Origin of the sequence: Prosthecobacter sp. (assembly GCF_044222345.1) — a bacterium.
Taxonomy (GTDB): Bacteria; Verrucomicrobiota; Verrucomicrobiia; order Verrucomicrobiales; family Verrucomicrobiaceae; genus Prosthecobacter.
Genome location: NZ_JBGANL010000054.1, coordinates 20,098 through 36,160 on the forward strand (window position 1 = coordinate 20,098; position 16,063 = coordinate 36,160).

Sequence of the window (16,063 nt, forward strand, 5' to 3'; positions counted from 1 at the left end):
ATAGCAAGTGTATCGTGCATTATTTGTGTATATTATTGATTCATAGGCTGATGCGGTTGCCTTTATCCAACTCCGCCTTGGCTGCCGTGCGAAGAGCAGCCAGCCATTGATCAAGGTCAATTTCGGAGGCGATATAGGGTAGGCTGAATTGCGGGCGGAGGCTGGTGGCGGATGTGTAGCGGACCGGTGGCGGGGAGGGAGGCGTTTTTCCGCCAGGCCTGCCGGGTGGTGCCGGAGCCGGGGGGGCGAGCCGGGAAGCAAGAGCAAGCTGGGCGGGGTAGTCCTGGGTGATATACCGCTGGAGGCGGTCACGAATGCCGGTAACGAAACGAGCTGACAGAATGGCTTCCCGGGCTGTGAGTGTGAGGTCCAGCACCTGCTTGCGTCCAGATTCATCAAGCGAAGCAAAATCTTCGACCGCCTGGAGGCGTGCCTGCTGCGCATCCAGGGTGGCCAGGGCCTGCTCGCGCTCGGCCTTAAGCAGGTCCGCAAGCAGGCTGCGAACCTTGGAGATGGCGGACTTGGCGGCAGGGACGCCATTTCCCCGATAAGGGTGAATGGATGCGGCAAGATCCCGCAGAGGCTGAACTTCGGCGGCAGGCACCTCGGCAAAGTTTGCCTCCTCTTCGCGCAGGAAGGAGATGGCCTCATCATAGGCGGTGCGTTGCGGGCCATGCATGAACGCTTTGATCGGCGAAAGAAAGTCGTCCTTGGAATTGAGAAGATCGTCCTGGAATTCCGGGAGATGGTTGAGCAGGTAGGTGTAGTCCTTTTCAGCCAGTGCGGAGAGACGTGTGACGACCGAGCGAAGAGGTTCGAGGAATGGATAGCGTGCGGCCTGATCGAGCAGCACGGTAAGATCGCGAGCCTCGGCACCAAGGGCTTCAGAGGTGAACTGGCCGACAGAACGGGCGTCCGTGCCGCTATTGGAGCGGTCGAAGAAATCGTGATGGAACGACTTGAGTGCATTGACCTTGGTCGCATCAAACTGCTCCTGCAGGCGCACCTTCACGCTGCCATGCTGGCGGCTGTTTTTAAGGTGCTCAAAAGCACTGCGGGCATCCAGGAGCTCGCCTGCGCGAAGCTCCACCTTACCCATGCGGAAAAGACGGCTGACAAGGGTGAGCACCGCCATGGGATACCACCCGTAGGGCCGTTTGCCGAAGTTCCGCACGATCTCCTCGATGGACGTGCGTGAGCCGTCATTCTGATTTCGCATGACGTAGGTGAGAATTTCCTGCTCCGCCTCAGAAGGGGTCTGAGTGCCGCTGGTGAGAAGGTCGTCTTGGGCGAGCAATGCTTGCGATAGCGTGGTCTCGTCGTAGGCTCCCTTCAGCATTCGCAGGCTGGGGAATGAGAAGGAAATGAGTTCCTGGCAGGCTTTGGAAAAGCGGTTGCGGGCATCTCCCGATCCCACGCTATCGAGCCGAGAGCCATTGAGATAAAGCGGGGCTTTGCTCAAAAAATCGGCAGCCAAGTCCCGCATGGTGCCAGCCCGAAGACCGTTCTGCTGGCTACGCTGGTCGAGTATGGATTTTCGGGTGTCGTCTCCACCGCTGGCGTTTTGCTGGACGTATTTTTTCGTCTTGAGAAACAGCCGGGCTTGATCGGTCAGACGCGTGTCCGCCGGGAGCACAGCCAAGAGTTCGGCTTTCCCGGTGTTCTGAGCCGCCAGGGTGCCGGCATCGGTGTGATTGGGGTGTTCCGGGGTGATAATGTTGAGGGCAATGTCTGCCTCTCTGCCAATCAAGGCATCGTCCAATTTTCGGGCATATGAATAGTCCTGCCCGTTGCCCTCATAACGAATCTTTGGATCACGCAGGACATCCGAGAAGAGCACTGTAGCAAGCAGATCTGCCACCTGGGATTCGTCGACTTCGGTGTTTTTGATTTCAACCTCAATGTCCTTTTCCGTGTCCGTTAGGAACTCGAACAGGTCGCCATTGCGTTGCAGGTATGACTGACTTTCCAGCTCAGCCAATGCTTTGTTAACTGCTTTCTCGTGAGCGCGAATATCAATATCGGGCCGGTCGATCAACAAAATGGCAACATTGCGCGAAGATGCTTTGAACTCTCGCACCCACTTGAGCAGGAAGAGTGCCTTTAGAATCCGCAGAGGTATGCCTTCCCCCAACTGCCGCTCAGCCAATTTGATGGTGTGTTGCATGTCTCCCCGGATTGAGGCGGCAATGCCATCATACATGAGGTCGAAAGTGGCGAGATGACCGACATCTTCATTGCGCACTGTTTTGGCGACTTCTTGGAAAACAGCGAGCATGGAACGCTCGCCAACTGAAAGATATTTACCAGTGAAAACGCCGTGCCTGGAGAGCTGCTGGATCGCTATCTGAAACAGGTCAAACTGATAGGTGTGAAAGGGGTAGAAACCGCAAAACTCGTCACTGCCACGCCAGCCATTGAGGTTGATCGAATTGTCGCCAAAGCGGTAAAGGGTCAGGAAATTGTCCTTTTCTTCGTCGTAGATGTCGGTGAGGACTTCGGGTTCAGCCTCCTGCTTGGCAAGAAGCCGCTTTTGAATGACTTCGCGCACATCAGCACTGGCAAGCGTGAGCTGGGTCTTGAACCGGCCCATAATTTTGGTGATGTCCTGGGCCGCCATGCCTTTGAAAGAGCCGAGCACACCTTCTAGATCGGCCTGAGAGGTGACGAAGACCCAGGCGCGGCCATTGCAAACCGTGCCGAGCGTTTCCGCCACAGTCTGGAGATTGAGCATGAGCTTCGAGTCCTGCCCAATAAATTGCCCGACTTCATCAACAAAGAAATTTAGGCGAAACCCGGCAGGCTGGCGTGCGATGTAATCCTTCACCATTTCCGCAAAACTTTCGATGGAAACACGGTAGTCTTCACGGACCTGACGCATTAGGGGCGCGGCTTCGGCCTCAGCCACGCCGAAGTGTGTGGCGTAGGCTTTAGCGAAGGCTGCTTTGCGAGCAGTCGCGATGGCTTCGCGGTCTTTTTCCCAAGTGGCACCGTTGACCTTGAGGTAGGTTTCCTTGAAAGGAACGAAGTCCCCCCTAACATCAAGATCGTGCTCAAATCGGGCGATGTAGCCCTGTTTGCCATAGTAGCCCTGCAGCTCGTTCAAAACCTTGACGAACACTTCAAGAATGGGCGCTGAGTGGTCGCCACCGATGCCATCGAATTTCTGGTCAATGTTGAACAAAATACTGCGTGACGGGATTGCGGTCGCCTTGCGCAAGTTGGCCTTCACGATCTCGTCTTCAATTTTTGGTAGCACAATGTCGGCGGGGCGAACGCCACTGCCCAGGGGCTTCCCGTCGAGAATGAGCGACAGGATTTTTAAAAGGTGAGATTTGCCAGATCCAAAGAAGCCAGAAATCCAGACGCCGTTGGCTGTCAATTCGGTGAGGTATCGGTCAGTGAAAACACCAAGCCCCCGGGCGACATCGCGAGTCACCACATACTCCTCCAACTCGGTCTGGAGATTGCGGTCATCATCGGCCTTGATGACACCATCAATGGCGCGTTCAACGGGTTTGAGAAAAAGCTCGTGGATTTTCATGAAAGTCAGAGACGATAGTGATCGAGATTTGTGGCTCGATAGTAAGGATTGTTGATTCGAGGGCTCGGGATCGAACCAAATAGACGCAGGTGAGAACCACCGGCAGGATCCTGTGCGTATTCGCCGGGAAAGAAGATCACCACCGGATGCCTGAGCATCGCAGGCTGAAGAGATTCCAAGATGGTGTGGGTTCGCAGGAACGGGAATATTCGTCCCGGTCCAGTGATGAGAGTCAACTGCACGCCATCGTCCCCGATTTCTCGAATCAAACGCGGGATCAGATGGGTCTTGGGGTCCGAATAGTTCTGAAGGGTTTCCAAAATCTCCACCTTCTCGGAGTCCGACTCCCCCTTCAAAAGATCATCAAGGATGTCATGCTCTTCCAATTCAGCAAGAACCAGGCTGAAGAGGTCGATGGATTTTAGGTTGATACCGGTATTTCTCATTCGACCCACGAGGCCATCGACCATTCGTCTGATGGAATCCTCCTGGGAAGGTTCATACGTCTGAATGAAAATAGGCACCTCGTTGGCAAGCCCTTTCATGGCGAGAAAGTTGGGATGACTGAGGGTTCTAAAAAGGCGTTCAGCCAGGTCGTTTATGTCCATGAAAATCAGCGGCTGGGAATTTCTGTGTCAGGAACAAGGAATCCGGCCAGCCAACTTGGGTTGTCTGTGGTGATGACATTCATGACTGCCGGCGAAAGGGTTGGGCGTTGAATAATTCCGAGTGGTCTCCCCTTCGCAAGCAAACCCGCCTCGGAAAGCATTCTCAGCAAAACCTGCCGTATTTTATTTTTCGAAGAGGTGCTCAACTGGGCAAGCTCGGGATGAGTCAGTCTTTTGTTTTCAACATAAGCTTCGTAATCGGAATGGCGCAAAACGGGATCATGCGCCGCGAGCTTGTCGCGCAAAACTTCGGACCCGAACTCGAAGGCAAATCGGATGTGCTTGCATGCAGCGAGCCAGGCAATCGCTTCGCGGTCCTCGGTGGTGGCTTGGCTTAGAAGACCAATCTGATCGTGAGTCAAGGTTGCAAGTCTCTGCCTCAATTCCCGTTCAAGGCGAACCGCGCTGCTAGCGCTTCGGCATTGGAGGGCATTCGATGAAAGAATTCTCTCCTTGGTGAGATTCCAGTCGCCAGAGGTGAGGTAACACTCAGCGACAATCCTCGCCAGCTCCGGTCGGAGCGACGCTGCAGTAAAACTGAGGTTGTATGAGTGGGAATCGTTGGTGGGCATTCAGCGGAAGTCTTATGGCTGGCAGCCATCTAAGCGAGAGATGCCCCTTACGGCAAGGGATGGTGCTCAATTCCGCTCCGAAATTTGATGCCCGCTTTTTGCTGCCTCCAATCCACGAATTCAGCGGTTCAAATCGAACCCTATGGTCTGGTGTATGGCACGCCAGACCATTGAGGCAGTGGACAGAACGCTTCTCGATGGTGTGCCGCCCCCCTGAAAGTGAGCACTTCCAGGGGTGTAGCGTAGACGAAATAAGTGCCTGACGCGGATCCGAGGCATTCTGACGCGCCAGATGATTGGCCACCACCATGAAGGGACGCCTCTCCCGTGCTTCCATCATCTCAGCAAAGGCAGCAAGCCTTTGCGCGATCTCACCTGATAGTGCTTCAAGGAGTTCGGGCTGTTCATCCTGTGTGAGTTTGATAAACACATGATCAAGCAAGGTGGTGGTGGATGGAATGAATTTGCGGGAAACTCGCTTAACGAGAATGTTCGGGCAGCTACCACGTGGGGTGGGACATTAGCAGGGGGATGGCAATTCAAGTCAAATCGTCCTCACTTTCTTCAGCCGCAGCGCATCAAGCTTGTAGCCCGAGTCGGTAGGTGACGACTGGGGCAATAAATGCCAGATGTGACTCGTTAGGCCGCAGCATACCGATAGCTAAAGAAAAGCCAATCCCGCGTCGGCTATGCGCCGACGCGGGGGAGCTTCTCTCACGCAGCCAACCCGACATGCGTGTCGAGCAAGCCATGCAGCGCTTCGGTGCGCTTGGGCAGCTCTGCCAGACTGCCATCCTTCAAAGCCTCCGTAAAAGCGTTGAACAGGCTCCAGACGTTTCTGCCCTCGAATGCACCATGTCTGGGCTCGCGCCATTCATGTAGCACGGGCGGGATAAGACGGTTGCTGCAAACGCCGACATCCGTAGCACGGATGACGAGGTCGTGGGCCTGACTGTCGCTGATCTCAGCCTCTTTATAGGCGGCGATGCGTTTGTCTTGGTGATGCCATTTAGACATGAGTTCTCCGATGGACCGTCCCACCATCTGGGGAAGGTCACGGTTGATGAACCGGGTGTGTTTGCGTGCGAATTTGATCTCGCCGCTAAAGCTCAAATTGTCACAAACAAATACTGCAGCCCCGGCGACGATACCGGCGGGGAATGTCTTGTCGTGACTGTTGCGCAGGCCGAGCACCCAGCAGTAGTCGTCGCTGGCTCTCTGAGCGTGGACTTCCATGAGACCAAAGTAGCGTTGTCCTTCGTGAGACAGCGAATGCGCCTGCGTGCCGATGCGCAGGTTTGTGGCGGCAAGAGTTTTCTGAACGGTGGTGATCAGCTGATGATGAGGAATCGGACACCAGCTCGTGGTGGAGCGTGGCGTCCGCACTTTGTCCACTTCGGTAAGATCCACGCTTTGTGCGCCGCAGTGGAGAATAAGATTGGGATGCCTGGGCTTGGTGCCGAGAGATTGAGGTTCGAGATTTGCAATCATAATTGTAGAATGGGTTTGAGGTTGAGAGCGTCAGGAAAAGAGACGCTCGATTCGTTGGATGAGAGGCACAGCGAGCTGCTTTGCCGGCAGTTCGCCGGAGCTGGTCCAGTAGCGATCACCGGCCACCTCCCGCCACTCGACTTTGATGGTGCCGAGCGGGGTGATGATGGTGGCACGCCTGGGCCGCTCGTGCCTGTCGAAGACAATGGACGAGATGCGTTTCATAAAACGAAAGGAGCCAGACGCACATATTTCAGCATGCCTGGCTCCTTGAGTTTGTGTGGTGGATTACAGCTTCAGGCCTTGCAGTGAGCGCAGCGTGGAGCGGACGGAATTCAGCTCCCGGGCGCTTGTCTTCTGGTCACGGTTGATGGCCTTCAGCTTGATGGAGAGCTCACGCAGCAGGTTGAAGCCTTCGTTGAGCTTGTCCCGGAGGAGCAAGGTCAGGTCGATGACTTCTTCCGTGGCGCTTTTGGCCTCGCCAGTGGCAGGCCCTTCGGAGGTGGGGGTGGTAATCATGGAGGTAGGTGGTGGTGAAGATGGCAACCCAGGACGGGATGGCGGCAGGTGGACCGCTGGGTGTGGAAGGTTGGCTGGTGCTGGGGGAATGGCCCCCTCGATGCGCAAGGGCATCACGATCATCTGTCTGCCTTTGCAGTGGAACCGCAGAGGGTTGATCTCTTCCATCAGGCTGATGGTGTTGAGACCGTATTCCAGAGCACGGATAAGGTATCGACGGCTCAGGAAGATAGAGACATCCCGGCCTTCGACCTTGGCACCCAGAACCGGCACTCGTGTCCACGATGCGTCAGAGGTGTCCCTGCCCAGAAGCAGCAACTGGCCTCGAACACACTCCAAACCAATGGTTTGGAATCTATCAGGATCATGACAAGGCATGCGCTGAATAAGCTTGATGAGCATGTTCAGTTTGGCCGGGTCGAGGATGATGTGAGTCTTGGCGTCGCTGGGATTGGGGGTGGTCACGCGCCAGTCGGGGTATTTGCCGTCGATCTGTTTGGTGATGAAACGCCAGCGTCGGCTGCTGATCTGAACGGTTTTGTCGTCCGCCTTGAGCTGCCATTCCCCGTCGTTGTTAAACTCCTTCCAGCCGAGAAACTTGTTGTTCGGAATGAGGAGGGAGTGCTTCAGCGGCAGCGCGAAGGAGTTGGCGCTGTAGAGATGTCTGCCATCGGTGCCGACGATATAATTGGCTTTCGGGTTGCTGGCGTCAATGAACGTGCCGTTGAGAACGTAGCGCGTTTCGTCGATGCTGGCGCATTCCATCGCTTCGTGAATGGAATGGCGCAGCTCGGACGGCAGTGGGATGGCCTCTGCTTGAATGCGCGGCGTCACCGGAAATTCCGCTAACGGAATGAGTTTCACCTTGGATTCGCCGAGGTTGTCAGCCAGGGCAAATTTGATGACAGGGCCTGTTGGTGTGGCATCAATGAGCAGACTCTCATTGCGCTCACAGTTCTTGGTGAGCTGAACGAGCTGGTCATGAGGGATAAACACCGTCATGGCAGGTCCTGTGGAGGGTTGTTCGAGACGCACGGTGACGAAGCGGTCGAGATCGGTGCTCGTGAGAGCGACCCAGCCATCGGACGTGCGCTCGACTTTAATATATTGGAGGACAGGCACAGTGGCTCGTGGATTGATCACTTTGCCGAGTCCGACGAGGGCGGGTTTCAATTCCGCAATGGGCAGTGAGATGGGATTCATGGGCGGGGTGGTTGAGGTTGCGTGCCGAGGTCCTGGGATTCCTTCGGCTTGGTGTTGGTTTGCGGAACGACGATGATGAACTCCTGCCTCAGTTCCTTAATCGCGGGTTGCGAAGAGGAGCGTGGGCAGGCGGTGCCTGCGAGGACGAGCAGCCCGCAGGCTGCCAGCCGGATGAGATGAACAATGGTCTTCATGAGGAATGATTTTCTGGGTTGCACGCAAACAGGCCCAGACACCGGTGAAGATGCCTGGGCCTGAGCATGGGTTGTGGTGATTAGGTCTCTGCGTCAGCTTTGTATTTGAGCTGGCAGGTGATGCATTCGGCTGCGCGAATGTCAGGACGTGATCCCAGGTAAACCGGCTGGTAGATGCTGCCGGATTCTTTGAACGCGTACAGGTAGCGGCACTCCACCACCGTTCCCGGTGCAGGAATATCGTGATTGAGTGGAATGGTGACGTTTCCAGCGGGGCGCACTTTCTCGCCTTCAAACAGGATCAACGAAACGCTGCGCTTCTCGTTCACCTTGGTGACAATGAACGAGGCGGTCTCGTGGAACTTGAATTTGAGCTGGCTGCCGCCGCTATTGGGACGGCCGGGAGTGTATGGCGCATCCTTGTGTTTGAACACCACGCCTTCTTTACCCTCCTGTTTGAACTGCTGGAAACGCTCGGTCGTTTCACACGGAAAAACAACCGCCACCAAATGGATGTGCGGATGATCAAAGGATCCGAGCATGTCGCGCATGCGCAAGTAGCGCACCGAGAACCCCAAAGGACGCGGGTCCTCCGGACCAATAGTTAGCAAGTCGAAGGCGTGGAAGGTGTCTCCCACGGCTTCGCCATCGAGCAGGAAGTCGCGCGGGTATTTAGCGACATCTCGGGCTATTGGGTCAGGAACGGAGACGGGGAATCCCAGGCGGTTGATGCCGCAAATCTGATTGCCGTCTTTTTTGATGAGCATCCGGCGGCCGTCCAGTTTCTCCTGCATCCAGTAGTCAGGATTGAGCAGCACCTGGTCGAGCTGCTGTTCGTGCAGAGGATTGAGAAGCTGGCACGAAATGCCGGTGTGCTTATTGGGAGACTCTGGTGGTGTGCCAGAGGCGGCGTCGGCACCGGGCTTGTAGCCTTTCGCCATCTTTTCCCGGACCAGTTTGTCGTAGATGTCTTTGGCAATCGGATAGGCGACCGGGATCTGCGTTTTGCTGCCGGTGCTCAGTGTGGAACCGCGCCGGCCATAGGCGAAGTGCACCATGTGGCCGTCATCCTTGGGACAGATGCTGGCTTGGTACACTTTGTCGGAGGGGCCTTCGCGAAAATACAATGTGATGCTTTCCATGAGGTGAATTTCCTTTCTTGAAATGAAAAGAGCCGGACGATCCTGTGACCGTCCGGCTCTGGGGTTTGGGTTGAGACGATTGTGCAGCCTCAGTAGTTGTAGGGATCCCGTCGTTGCTGATGGCGCAGGCGCATCGAGAGGATTGATTTCCCGATGGAGACCAATCCGGCGATGAGGCCGACCACCAGCAGCACCGAGAGCGGCACCAAGACAACATTGGATGTCGTCTTGCTGATGACCTCGATCCAGAGGTTGAACTGGTTCAAGGCCAGGGTGACCAGCGGTGCCACCAGCAAGGCGGGCACCGCGATTCCCAGGGCCAGGCGCAGGTTGAACTTCAGCCACTCGCGCAAGGTTCCCTGCGGTGAGAGCCAGTATTCAGCACGGCGGCAGGTGAAGGTGATCACCTCAGCCGCGCGCTCAACGGCGCTCAGGTTCGGCAGTTCCTCGTCGATGACGGGTTTGCTCAGCGGTTCAGGCTGCCAGCGTCGAATGACGATCTGGCGGGCCTGCTTCGCCCAGGTGGTGGCGGGCACCGTTGGGAGCTGCCGGGGCAGTGGTGGGGACTGTTCGTCCCATTCTTGTTGTTCCATCATAATGTTGGCGTGTTTTGGCCCCGAGGGCGGTTCCGATGACAAACAACAGCACGCAGCCAACGGCGAGAGTGCCAGTGGCGATCTCCCAGCGGGTGGTGACAGCGTGTTGTTCCAAGATGCGATCTTCCAGGCTGACAATTTTGGCCCGGTATTCCGGGCCGAGGTCAGGCGGCGGATCGCTGAAAAACCAGCCTGCCTGCATGTTCGACGTGAACAGCGCCAGCAGACCGGTTATGAGGATGAGATGTTTCATTGTGGAGTTGGGGATGGGGTGCAGGCGAGCGCTCGCGGTGTGCGCAGACCTGCAACAGGGTTTAATGCCACTGGCGGCATTCATTGAAGAACTCGCAGCTTGAGCAGTGCATCCCAGGCGAAGGGATGAAGTCGCGGCGCTGCAATCCTTCGAGATAGCCTTCCATTTGCCGAAACAGCCGGTTTTCCTGGCTGGGGCTCATGGGTGGCAGCGTGGTAATGACCACCTTGGGGTTCTTGAGCTTGACCAGGTGGTGCAACTGCATGCCTGCCTCATGCGCGCCGGTGTTGTGGCGGTAGAGGATAGCGTAGCTGCTGGTCTGAATTTCGGTGGTGTGAGCTACCTTGTCCGCGTTGGGGGTGGTGGCGCTGGTCTTGTAGTCGATGATCTGGCGTTGCTGCACCAGATCAAGGATGCCGATCAGGCGCGGCAGGCCATGCTGCTGCAAATCGGCATCCACCGGGACTTCAACGGCATCGGGTTTGATCTCGGCTGGCAAATGGCATTCACGAAGGTAGGTGTCGAGCAGACGCCAACCGGTGGTTTTGTCGGCTTCTTCCTCCCCGGGTTCCCATTCCACCGATCCTTCGGTGTTGTCCGCCCAGGCTGTCTGGTAGGTCTCATGGACCACCTTGAGCGAAAGCGGCTGCTGCACCCAGCGTGCCTTGTTCCATGCCTTCAATACGGCGTGAACCGCATTGCCGAGATGGAGCGAGGCTGTCTTGGGCTTTTTGACCTTGAGCACGTAGCGGAAGTAGAATTTCAGCCGACATTGCAGGAACAGTGACAGTCGGGAGGCTGACACTGTTGACTGCAATGCGGCGATGACGTCCTGCTCGCTGCGCTCTGGTGTGGAGGCAGCGGGCGTGTTCATGCAGCTTGGGCGTTGGTGGGGTGTTGCTGCCAGCGGGTCTGGCGGGGGGCGGGCTTGCCAGCCATGACGAGCAAATCCTCGATCAACTGAGATGCCTGCAGCTTGTTGAGCTGCTTGACGCCGATGCCGAAGAGCTGCTGGGACAGATCTTCCGCCACATGCTTGGTGATGCTGGGGTTTTCGTTGACGATGCGCAGGATGAACCCGCGCTGACCGTCGGTGCAGTTCCAGCGGTCTGCGCTGGCATGTGCTGGTGGGCGACCGTTGTCGTTGACCGAATGGGGGCGTCCCTTGGGCTGAGAAGCAGGTCGGCTGTTGCCATTGGTTTTAGCCGTCAGAATGTAGCCCGGCTGCTGGATGTCCTGATCGACCGACTGCTGCAGGAGCTAGTAAAGCTTCTGCACTTCGCTTCGACCTGGGTGATGTCGTTGAATTCGACTTCAACCGAGACGCTGAAGCTGTGGTTGCTGTACTGGGGCAGCCCGAGTTTTTTGCTGTAGTTGGCGCTGAGTTTGATGGCCATGGTGTGTGTCTCCTGATGTGGGGTGGGTGGGTGAAGAAGCCGCCACAGGCCCGACAACAAAACACCCGGCCTTCCTTGCGAAAGAACCGGGTGAATGGATTGGGATAGTGTGGCGACGTGGTGCGGCTAGCTGATGTTGCCAGCCTCTTGAATGCAGCCCTGCGCCGGACGCTCATCTGCGTGGCTGCGGTACCCAGCCCCTGCGTGTGTTGCAGAGACGAGGTGAGCAGATCGTTGACCAGCCGCGTCATGGGACGGGCCAGCGCCTTCTACTATGATACAACGCGCAGACGATGACCCGGTCGATGCAGGGCGAATGTGGGTTCGCCGTGGCATGGTGGGTGAAAGAGGCCGGGATAAGCTCGGTCTCTCAAATTCTTATAACGCGAAAGAGGAGGGAATTGCAGCTCTCACAACAGGATGATCCCCAATGTGACTGCATGACAGTGGATTTTTCTGTTGTTCCAATGATCGTGGATAAAGTGACGCCCCTAACTAGGACCGAAAAGTGAGCACATTTTGAGCACACTCAAAAAAAAGCCCCGCCTTTGGGGCGCGGGCTTTGGTCTTTAACTCACTCAGAATGAAGGTGGTGGGCAGGGCTGGATTCGAACCAGCGTAGGCGTAAGCCAGCAGATTTACAGCCCAACCCTTGATTTTCAATGATTTGCGCATCCTCACTGATACTGAAGCCCTTATGCAGCTCGTTGCAGATTGGATTTTCTGAGTTTTGGCAGGTTTCGGCAGGAATCGGAAGTTGGGATGTCATATCGAGTCGTGCCACATTTCTCGGCCTGGCTCAACCCACATCGGGGGTGTCCGGAGGTGCATGCGGTTTTCAAAGCCACGGGCGCAACTGGGATGCAATCACGACAAAACCAGCAGACACGGAATCTGCTGGTTTAGATCGCTTCAGAAATGCAGGCAGTGGCGGATTTTGAGGGTGCAAGTTGAAGGTGCATAAGCTTGGGGTGCATCGGTTGCGTCATGCGTTGCCTTGCGCTTGTCATGCGTTCGTCATGCGTTCGTCATGCGCGTCCTCGTTGCGCAACCATCGGCACTCCTCTGAGGGTGCAGGCAGCAAGCGGCAGTGGCCGGTTTTGACACACCCGCCTCTGGCATGGAAGATCAAAAATCTGCTACGAATTCAACTCCACCGCCAGAAACACTCTGGACCATCGACGACGTGGCCCGCTACGCACGATGCAGCATTCGTCACGTTTCCATGCTGCGCGAGAGGCAAGGGCTGCCTTTTCGCAAGCTGGGAAACCTCGTCCGCTTCAGTCCGGAGGCCGTGAGGCGTTGGTTCGAGGATTGACCGATTCCGGCACCGGGTGTTCGATGATTCACATCAGCCCCCTTCCCTGAGCCACCGTTTGTTTTCAACTCGACATGATTGCCAGTGTTCGCACCTGTCTCCGAGACCCTATACCCGAAATCGCAGAGGCAGCTCGTCTGCTGGAGTCCGCAGTTCAGGCTCACCTTGATGGCCATGCAACGCTGGCCCATGAACTGATCCGAGACACCAATCTTCCGGTGATCCGGGAATGGACAGAATCCCTGTGGGGCAGCAACAGCCCGTATGTTCAATATCGGCCTGTACAAGATGCGCCACCCAGCATTCCCAAAGATCAACGTATCAAGCTCCGAATGCCAACCACGGCAGAAAAAAACGCGCTGCATCAACGGGATGGATTTCACTGTCGGTTCTGTGGCATCCCGCTGATTCGCAAGGAGGTCAGAGAGCGGGATCAAGGGCGTATCCAGAGGCTCTCCCATGGGGATCCAGGAACATCGACCAGCACGCTTCTCCTTCCAGGCCATGTGGTTGCAATACGACCATGTGATTCCCCATGCACGTGGTGGGGACAACAGTCTGGAACATCGTGATCACCTGCGCTCCCTGCAATTTTGGGCGCATGAACTGGACACTGGATGAGGTCGGCTTGATCGACCTTAGAACCCGCAAACCCGTTCTCTCAACATGGACAGGTTTTGGAGGACTTCAGGTAGTATCGCGCCATCACTTCTTCACCGTGGCGGTTCTGGTCAACCGTCCCGAGGCGTCCTCGAAAATGATCTTGTCTCCAGCGACAGTGCTGGTGCCAGTCATGCGTCCTGATGAATCGCGGTAGGTGGTCACCCCGGAGGATGACGTGGATGAGGTTCCGCTGACCCGTCCTTGAGCATCCCGGCAGATGGTTTTCGATCCGCTGGTGCTTGAAGTGCCAGTCATTCTCCCCTGGGCATCCCGGAACGTCGTTTTGCCGGTGCTCGGCTACGTGGCGGTTCCTGTCATCCTGCCTTGGGCGTCTCGAAACGTAGTCTTAGTGCCGGATGTGCTGGTGGTGGTCGTGGATTTGCCCTTCTCGTCTCTCAGGCTGGCATTTTTATCGGCGAGGACGACGCAGGATCAGCGGAGGCGAGAACGGGAAACAGGAGGGCCAGAAGCAGCTTCATGAGAGCCTTGGACGACGTTGCGCTGGATTATCTTCACTCCCATCGCATGGAAGCAGCACCCTGCCCATCTGGTGGGTGTTGTCGTACACGGGCATGGAGGTCAGTCTTTGACTGCTCCACATTGCGCGGCTTTTTAATCTGCGACATCATCGCCTCCACCATGCCCCGCTGGATCTACAACCGCCCGCCCGAGAAGTGCCAGCGCACGGAGATTCTCTTCGCTCAGACCTTGAACGAACTGCTGCCGGACGCCTGGATCGTGCGCTGGGGTTACTGGTATGAAGACGACGCTGGCAGGCTGCGAGAGGGGGATTTCCTGGTGCTGGGTCCGCACGGCGGGCTTGCCGTTCTGGAGGTGAAGTCCAGCCTCAGTTATCAGGCGGCGACGGGCCGATGGGACACCGAAGACGGTGACAACCCGCTCACGCAGCTCATGATGCAGCACGCCGGGGTGATCAGGCGGATTCAAAGCACGGGCGGAGGAAGACTAATCCCCTATGTGGCCAAATCCCTCGTCCTCCCCCTGTTGCAAATCGCTCCGAACATCACCGAGTTTCGCGGCATCCCGCGTGAGCTCATTCTCGCCGCCAATGATGTGAAGGACTTCCCTGCTGCCTGGCGGAGTTTGTTCACCCAGCAGCGTCCCGTGCAGCCCGAGCAGACCGCCTCCTTCCTCGACGCCTACGGCGAAGGCTTGGAGCCGAAGGCGGTCAAGGCTTTCATCACGGAAACCGACAAGCTGATTCTCCGCCAGGCCACCGCCAGCTACCGGTTGCTCGACATGCTGTCAGGAAACCTTCAACTCGTGATCGAGGGTGGCGTCGGCACCGGCAAGTCCTGGTATGCCATCGAGCAGGCACGCCGCCTGGCCGAAAACGCCAGGGGCGACTCCGGGCGCGATGTCCTCATGGTCGCCTACAATCTCGCGCTGTGTGAGCGGCTTCGTGCCAGTGCTGGCAAGCTACGCCTAGAGCGCGGCAGCATCACCGTGCGCAGTTCGGAAAGCATCGCCGCTTCCGTCCTCGAAGCCTCCGGCATTCTCCATGAAGTTCCCGCTGAGCGTGAAGAAGCTCAGCGCTACTTCGACGAAACCCTGCCGCTGCTTGCCATCGAGGCCCTGACCACTGAATCAGCCAAGCTAGGTCATCTGCTTGGCAAGTATGATGCGCTGGTCGTGGACGAGGCTCAGGATCATGACACTTCATTGCCGGGTGATTCGTCGCAACCCGATCACGCTGGTTGGTGGTCCATCTACGTCGCTCTGTTGAATCAGGGTTGGCAGTCTCCGATGGCCATCTTTGGCGATGCCGCCCAGCGTCCGCCCTTCCGTGCGCCAGATCGCTTCGCGCTGAACACCGTGCGCCAGCGGCTCAGCCAGCATGCGCACCTGCGGCTGAATTGTGCCCTGCGCTACACCCGGCCCATCTACCGTTTCCTCAAGCAGCTTGACGGTGAAGGCTCCCACGATCTCGTCACCGGCCTGCACAGCGATGGTCAACTGCCCGACGGCCCCGAGGTCGAGATCTATCAGGCAGGGGCATCTCAAACCCCCGCGCTGGTTGAGCAGATCCTCGACCGCTGGCACTCCTCCGGTCTCTGCGCTCCCTCGAAGGTGCTCATCCTCCACGACCGCAGCCAGATCGGCAACACCCCGCTCTCCGGCCTTGAGAACCTGCTCGATCATCCCCTGTGGCCCTATCTCGAAACCCTCGACCAGCCTTCCGGCAATGCCATTGGCCACACCTCCATCCACAAGGCGAAAGGCCTCGATGCCTTGGCCGTGATCCTCGTCGGCCTACCATCCTTCGACCAACTCACCCGTCCCTATGACCGCTTCACCTACTTCATGGGTGCCAGCCGAGCGCGGCAGTTGCTGGCGTGTGTGCATGTCCCGACCGATTCATCGTAGCGACCAACAGGTAGCGAACTCGTCCGGATTCCTGTCCGTTTTCGTTGATCTAACAATAGGTATTCCAGCGACATCCAGCCCGATTTTCTTTTCGCAATGAGCCTCGCCCCCCTGC

15 protein-coding genes are annotated in these 16,063 nt (G+C 57.0%); 4 read left to right on the forward strand and 11 right to left on the reverse strand.

What is annotated here, in order from left to right; all coding sequences use genetic code 11:
• Window positions 1–40 precede the first annotated feature (40 nt).
• The 11 genes from brxC to ACILSL_RS22030 form a co-directional block, all read right to left on the reverse strand.
• The gene (brxC, locus tag ACILSL_RS21980) at window positions 41–3,544 is read right to left on the reverse strand and encodes a BREX system P-loop protein BrxC (protein ID WP_395734213.1); all 3,504 of its coding nucleotides are present in this window, start codon (window positions 3,542–3,544) and stop codon (window positions 41–43) included.
• A 5-nt stretch (window positions 3,545–3,549) separates the two neighbouring features.
• Window positions 3,550–4,152, reverse strand: a complete 603-nt coding sequence (locus ACILSL_RS21985; RefSeq protein ID WP_395734214.1) for a DUF1788 domain-containing protein — start codon at window positions 4,150–4,152, stop codon at window positions 3,550–3,552.
• A gap of 5 nt (window positions 4,153–4,157) precedes the next feature.
• Window positions 4,158–4,784 (reverse strand): DUF1819 family protein, encoded by a 627-nt coding sequence (locus tag ACILSL_RS21990; RefSeq protein ID WP_395734215.1) that lies wholly within the window; start codon window positions 4,782–4,784, stop codon window positions 4,158–4,160.
• A gap of 714 nt (window positions 4,785–5,498) precedes the next feature.
• On the reverse strand, window positions 5,499–6,275 hold the full coding sequence (locus ACILSL_RS21995; RefSeq protein ID WP_395734216.1) for a DUF932 domain-containing protein: 777 nt from the start codon (window positions 6,273–6,275) through the stop codon (window positions 5,499–5,501).
• Between the two features lie 30 nt (window positions 6,276–6,305).
• On the reverse strand, window positions 6,306–6,500 hold the full coding sequence (locus ACILSL_RS22000) for a hypothetical protein (RefSeq protein ID WP_395734217.1): 195 nt from the start codon (window positions 6,498–6,500) through the stop codon (window positions 6,306–6,308).
• 63 nt (window positions 6,501–6,563) lie between these two features.
• Entirely contained in the window at window positions 6,564–7,997 is a 1,434-nt protein-coding gene (locus ACILSL_RS22005; protein WP_395734218.1) for a DNA polymerase III subunit beta, read from the reverse strand.
• Window positions 7,994–8,191: a hypothetical protein gene (locus ACILSL_RS22010; protein ID WP_395734219.1), complete on the reverse strand. Its 198-nt coding sequence runs from the start codon at window positions 8,189–8,191 to the stop codon at window positions 7,994–7,996. Before ACILSL_RS22010 ends, ACILSL_RS22005 begins: the two co-directional genes overlap by 4 nt.
• An 80-nt stretch (window positions 8,192–8,271) precedes the next feature.
• Window positions 8,272–9,333 (reverse strand): DNA ligase, encoded by a 1,062-nt coding sequence (locus tag ACILSL_RS22015; RefSeq protein ID WP_395734220.1) that lies wholly within the window; start codon window positions 9,331–9,333, stop codon window positions 8,272–8,274.
• An 89-nt stretch (window positions 9,334–9,422) separates the two neighbouring features.
• Window positions 9,423–9,869 (reverse strand): hypothetical protein, encoded by a 447-nt coding sequence (locus tag ACILSL_RS22020; RefSeq protein WP_395734221.1) that lies wholly within the window; start codon window positions 9,867–9,869, stop codon window positions 9,423–9,425.
• Window positions 9,808–10,182, reverse strand: a complete 375-nt coding sequence (locus ACILSL_RS22025; RefSeq protein WP_395734222.1) for a hypothetical protein — start codon at window positions 10,180–10,182, stop codon at window positions 9,808–9,810. Before ACILSL_RS22025 ends, ACILSL_RS22020 begins: the two co-directional genes overlap by 62 nt.
• A 61-nt stretch (window positions 10,183–10,243) precedes the next feature.
• Entirely contained in the window at window positions 10,244–11,056 is an 813-nt protein-coding gene (locus tag ACILSL_RS22030; protein ID WP_395734223.1) for a RecB family exonuclease, read from the reverse strand.
• Between the two features lie 20 nt (window positions 11,057–11,076).
• On the opposite strand from ACILSL_RS22030, the gene ACILSL_RS22035 reads away from it, so the two are divergent.
• From ACILSL_RS22035 to ACILSL_RS22050, 4 genes are all read left to right on the forward strand, one after another.
• Complete coding sequence (locus ACILSL_RS22035) at window positions 11,077–11,556, forward strand: hypothetical protein (RefSeq protein ID WP_395734224.1); 480 nt, start codon at window positions 11,077–11,079, stop codon at window positions 11,554–11,556.
• Between the two features lie 1,143 nt (window positions 11,557–12,699).
• Window positions 12,700–12,897 (forward strand): helix-turn-helix domain-containing protein, encoded by a 198-nt coding sequence (locus ACILSL_RS22040; RefSeq protein WP_395734225.1) that lies wholly within the window; start codon window positions 12,700–12,702, stop codon window positions 12,895–12,897.
• A 601-nt stretch (window positions 12,898–13,498) separates the two neighbouring features.
• Window positions 13,499–13,714 carry a hypothetical protein gene (locus ACILSL_RS22045; protein ID WP_395734226.1) on the forward strand — a complete coding sequence of 72 codons (216 nt, stop codon included), beginning with the start codon at window positions 13,499–13,501 and terminating at the stop codon, window positions 13,712–13,714.
• A 485-nt stretch (window positions 13,715–14,199) separates the two neighbouring features.
• The gene (locus tag ACILSL_RS22050) at window positions 14,200–15,948 is read left to right on the forward strand and encodes an NERD domain-containing protein (RefSeq protein ID WP_395734227.1); all 1,749 of its coding nucleotides are present in this window, start codon (window positions 14,200–14,202) and stop codon (window positions 15,946–15,948) included.
• Window positions 15,949–16,063 lie beyond the last annotated feature (115 nt).

Bases quoted from the DNA above. Each gene is read 5' to 3' on its own strand.
- ACILSL_RS21985 (WP_395734214.1), bottom strand. From the start codon at position 4,152: ATGGACATAAACGACCTGGCTGAACGCCTTTTTAGAACCCTCAGTCAT.
- ACILSL_RS22015 (WP_395734220.1), bottom strand. From the start codon at position 9,333: ATGGAAAGCATCACATTGTATTTTCGCGAAGGCCCCTCCGACAAAGTG.
- ACILSL_RS22010 (WP_395734219.1), bottom strand. From the start codon at position 8,191: ATGAAGACCATTGTTCATCTCATCCGGCTGGCAGCCTGCGGGCTGCTC.
- ACILSL_RS22045 (WP_395734226.1), top strand. From the start codon at position 13,499: ATGAACTGGACACTGGATGAGGTCGGCTTGATCGACCTTAGAACCCGC.
- ACILSL_RS22030 (WP_395734223.1), bottom strand. From the start codon at position 11,056: ATGAACACGCCCGCTGCCTCCACACCAGAGCGCAGCGAGCAGGACGTC.
- ACILSL_RS22050 (WP_395734227.1), top strand. From the start codon at position 14,200: ATGCCCCGCTGGATCTACAACCGCCCGCCCGAGAAGTGCCAGCGCACG.
- ACILSL_RS22040 (WP_395734225.1), top strand. From the start codon at position 12,700: ATGGAAGATCAAAAATCTGCTACGAATTCAACTCCACCGCCAGAAACA.
- ACILSL_RS21990 (WP_395734215.1), bottom strand. From the start codon at position 4,784: ATGCCCACCAACGATTCCCACTCATACAACCTCAGTTTTACTGCAGCG.
- ACILSL_RS22025 (WP_395734222.1), bottom strand. From the start codon at position 10,182: ATGAAACATCTCATCCTCATAACCGGTCTGCTGGCGCTGTTCACGTCG.
- ACILSL_RS22000 (WP_395734217.1), bottom strand. From the start codon at position 6,500: ATGAAACGCATCTCGTCCATTGTCTTCGACAGGCACGAGCGGCCCAGG.
- brxC (WP_395734213.1), bottom strand. From the start codon at position 3,544: ATGAAAATCCACGAGCTTTTTCTCAAACCCGTTGAACGCGCCATTGAT.
- ACILSL_RS22005 (WP_395734218.1), bottom strand. From the start codon at position 7,997: ATGAATCCCATCTCACTGCCCATTGCGGAATTGAAACCCGCCCTCGTC.
- ACILSL_RS21995 (WP_395734216.1), bottom strand. From the start codon at position 6,275: ATGATTGCAAATCTCGAACCTCAATCTCTCGGCACCAAGCCCAGGCAT.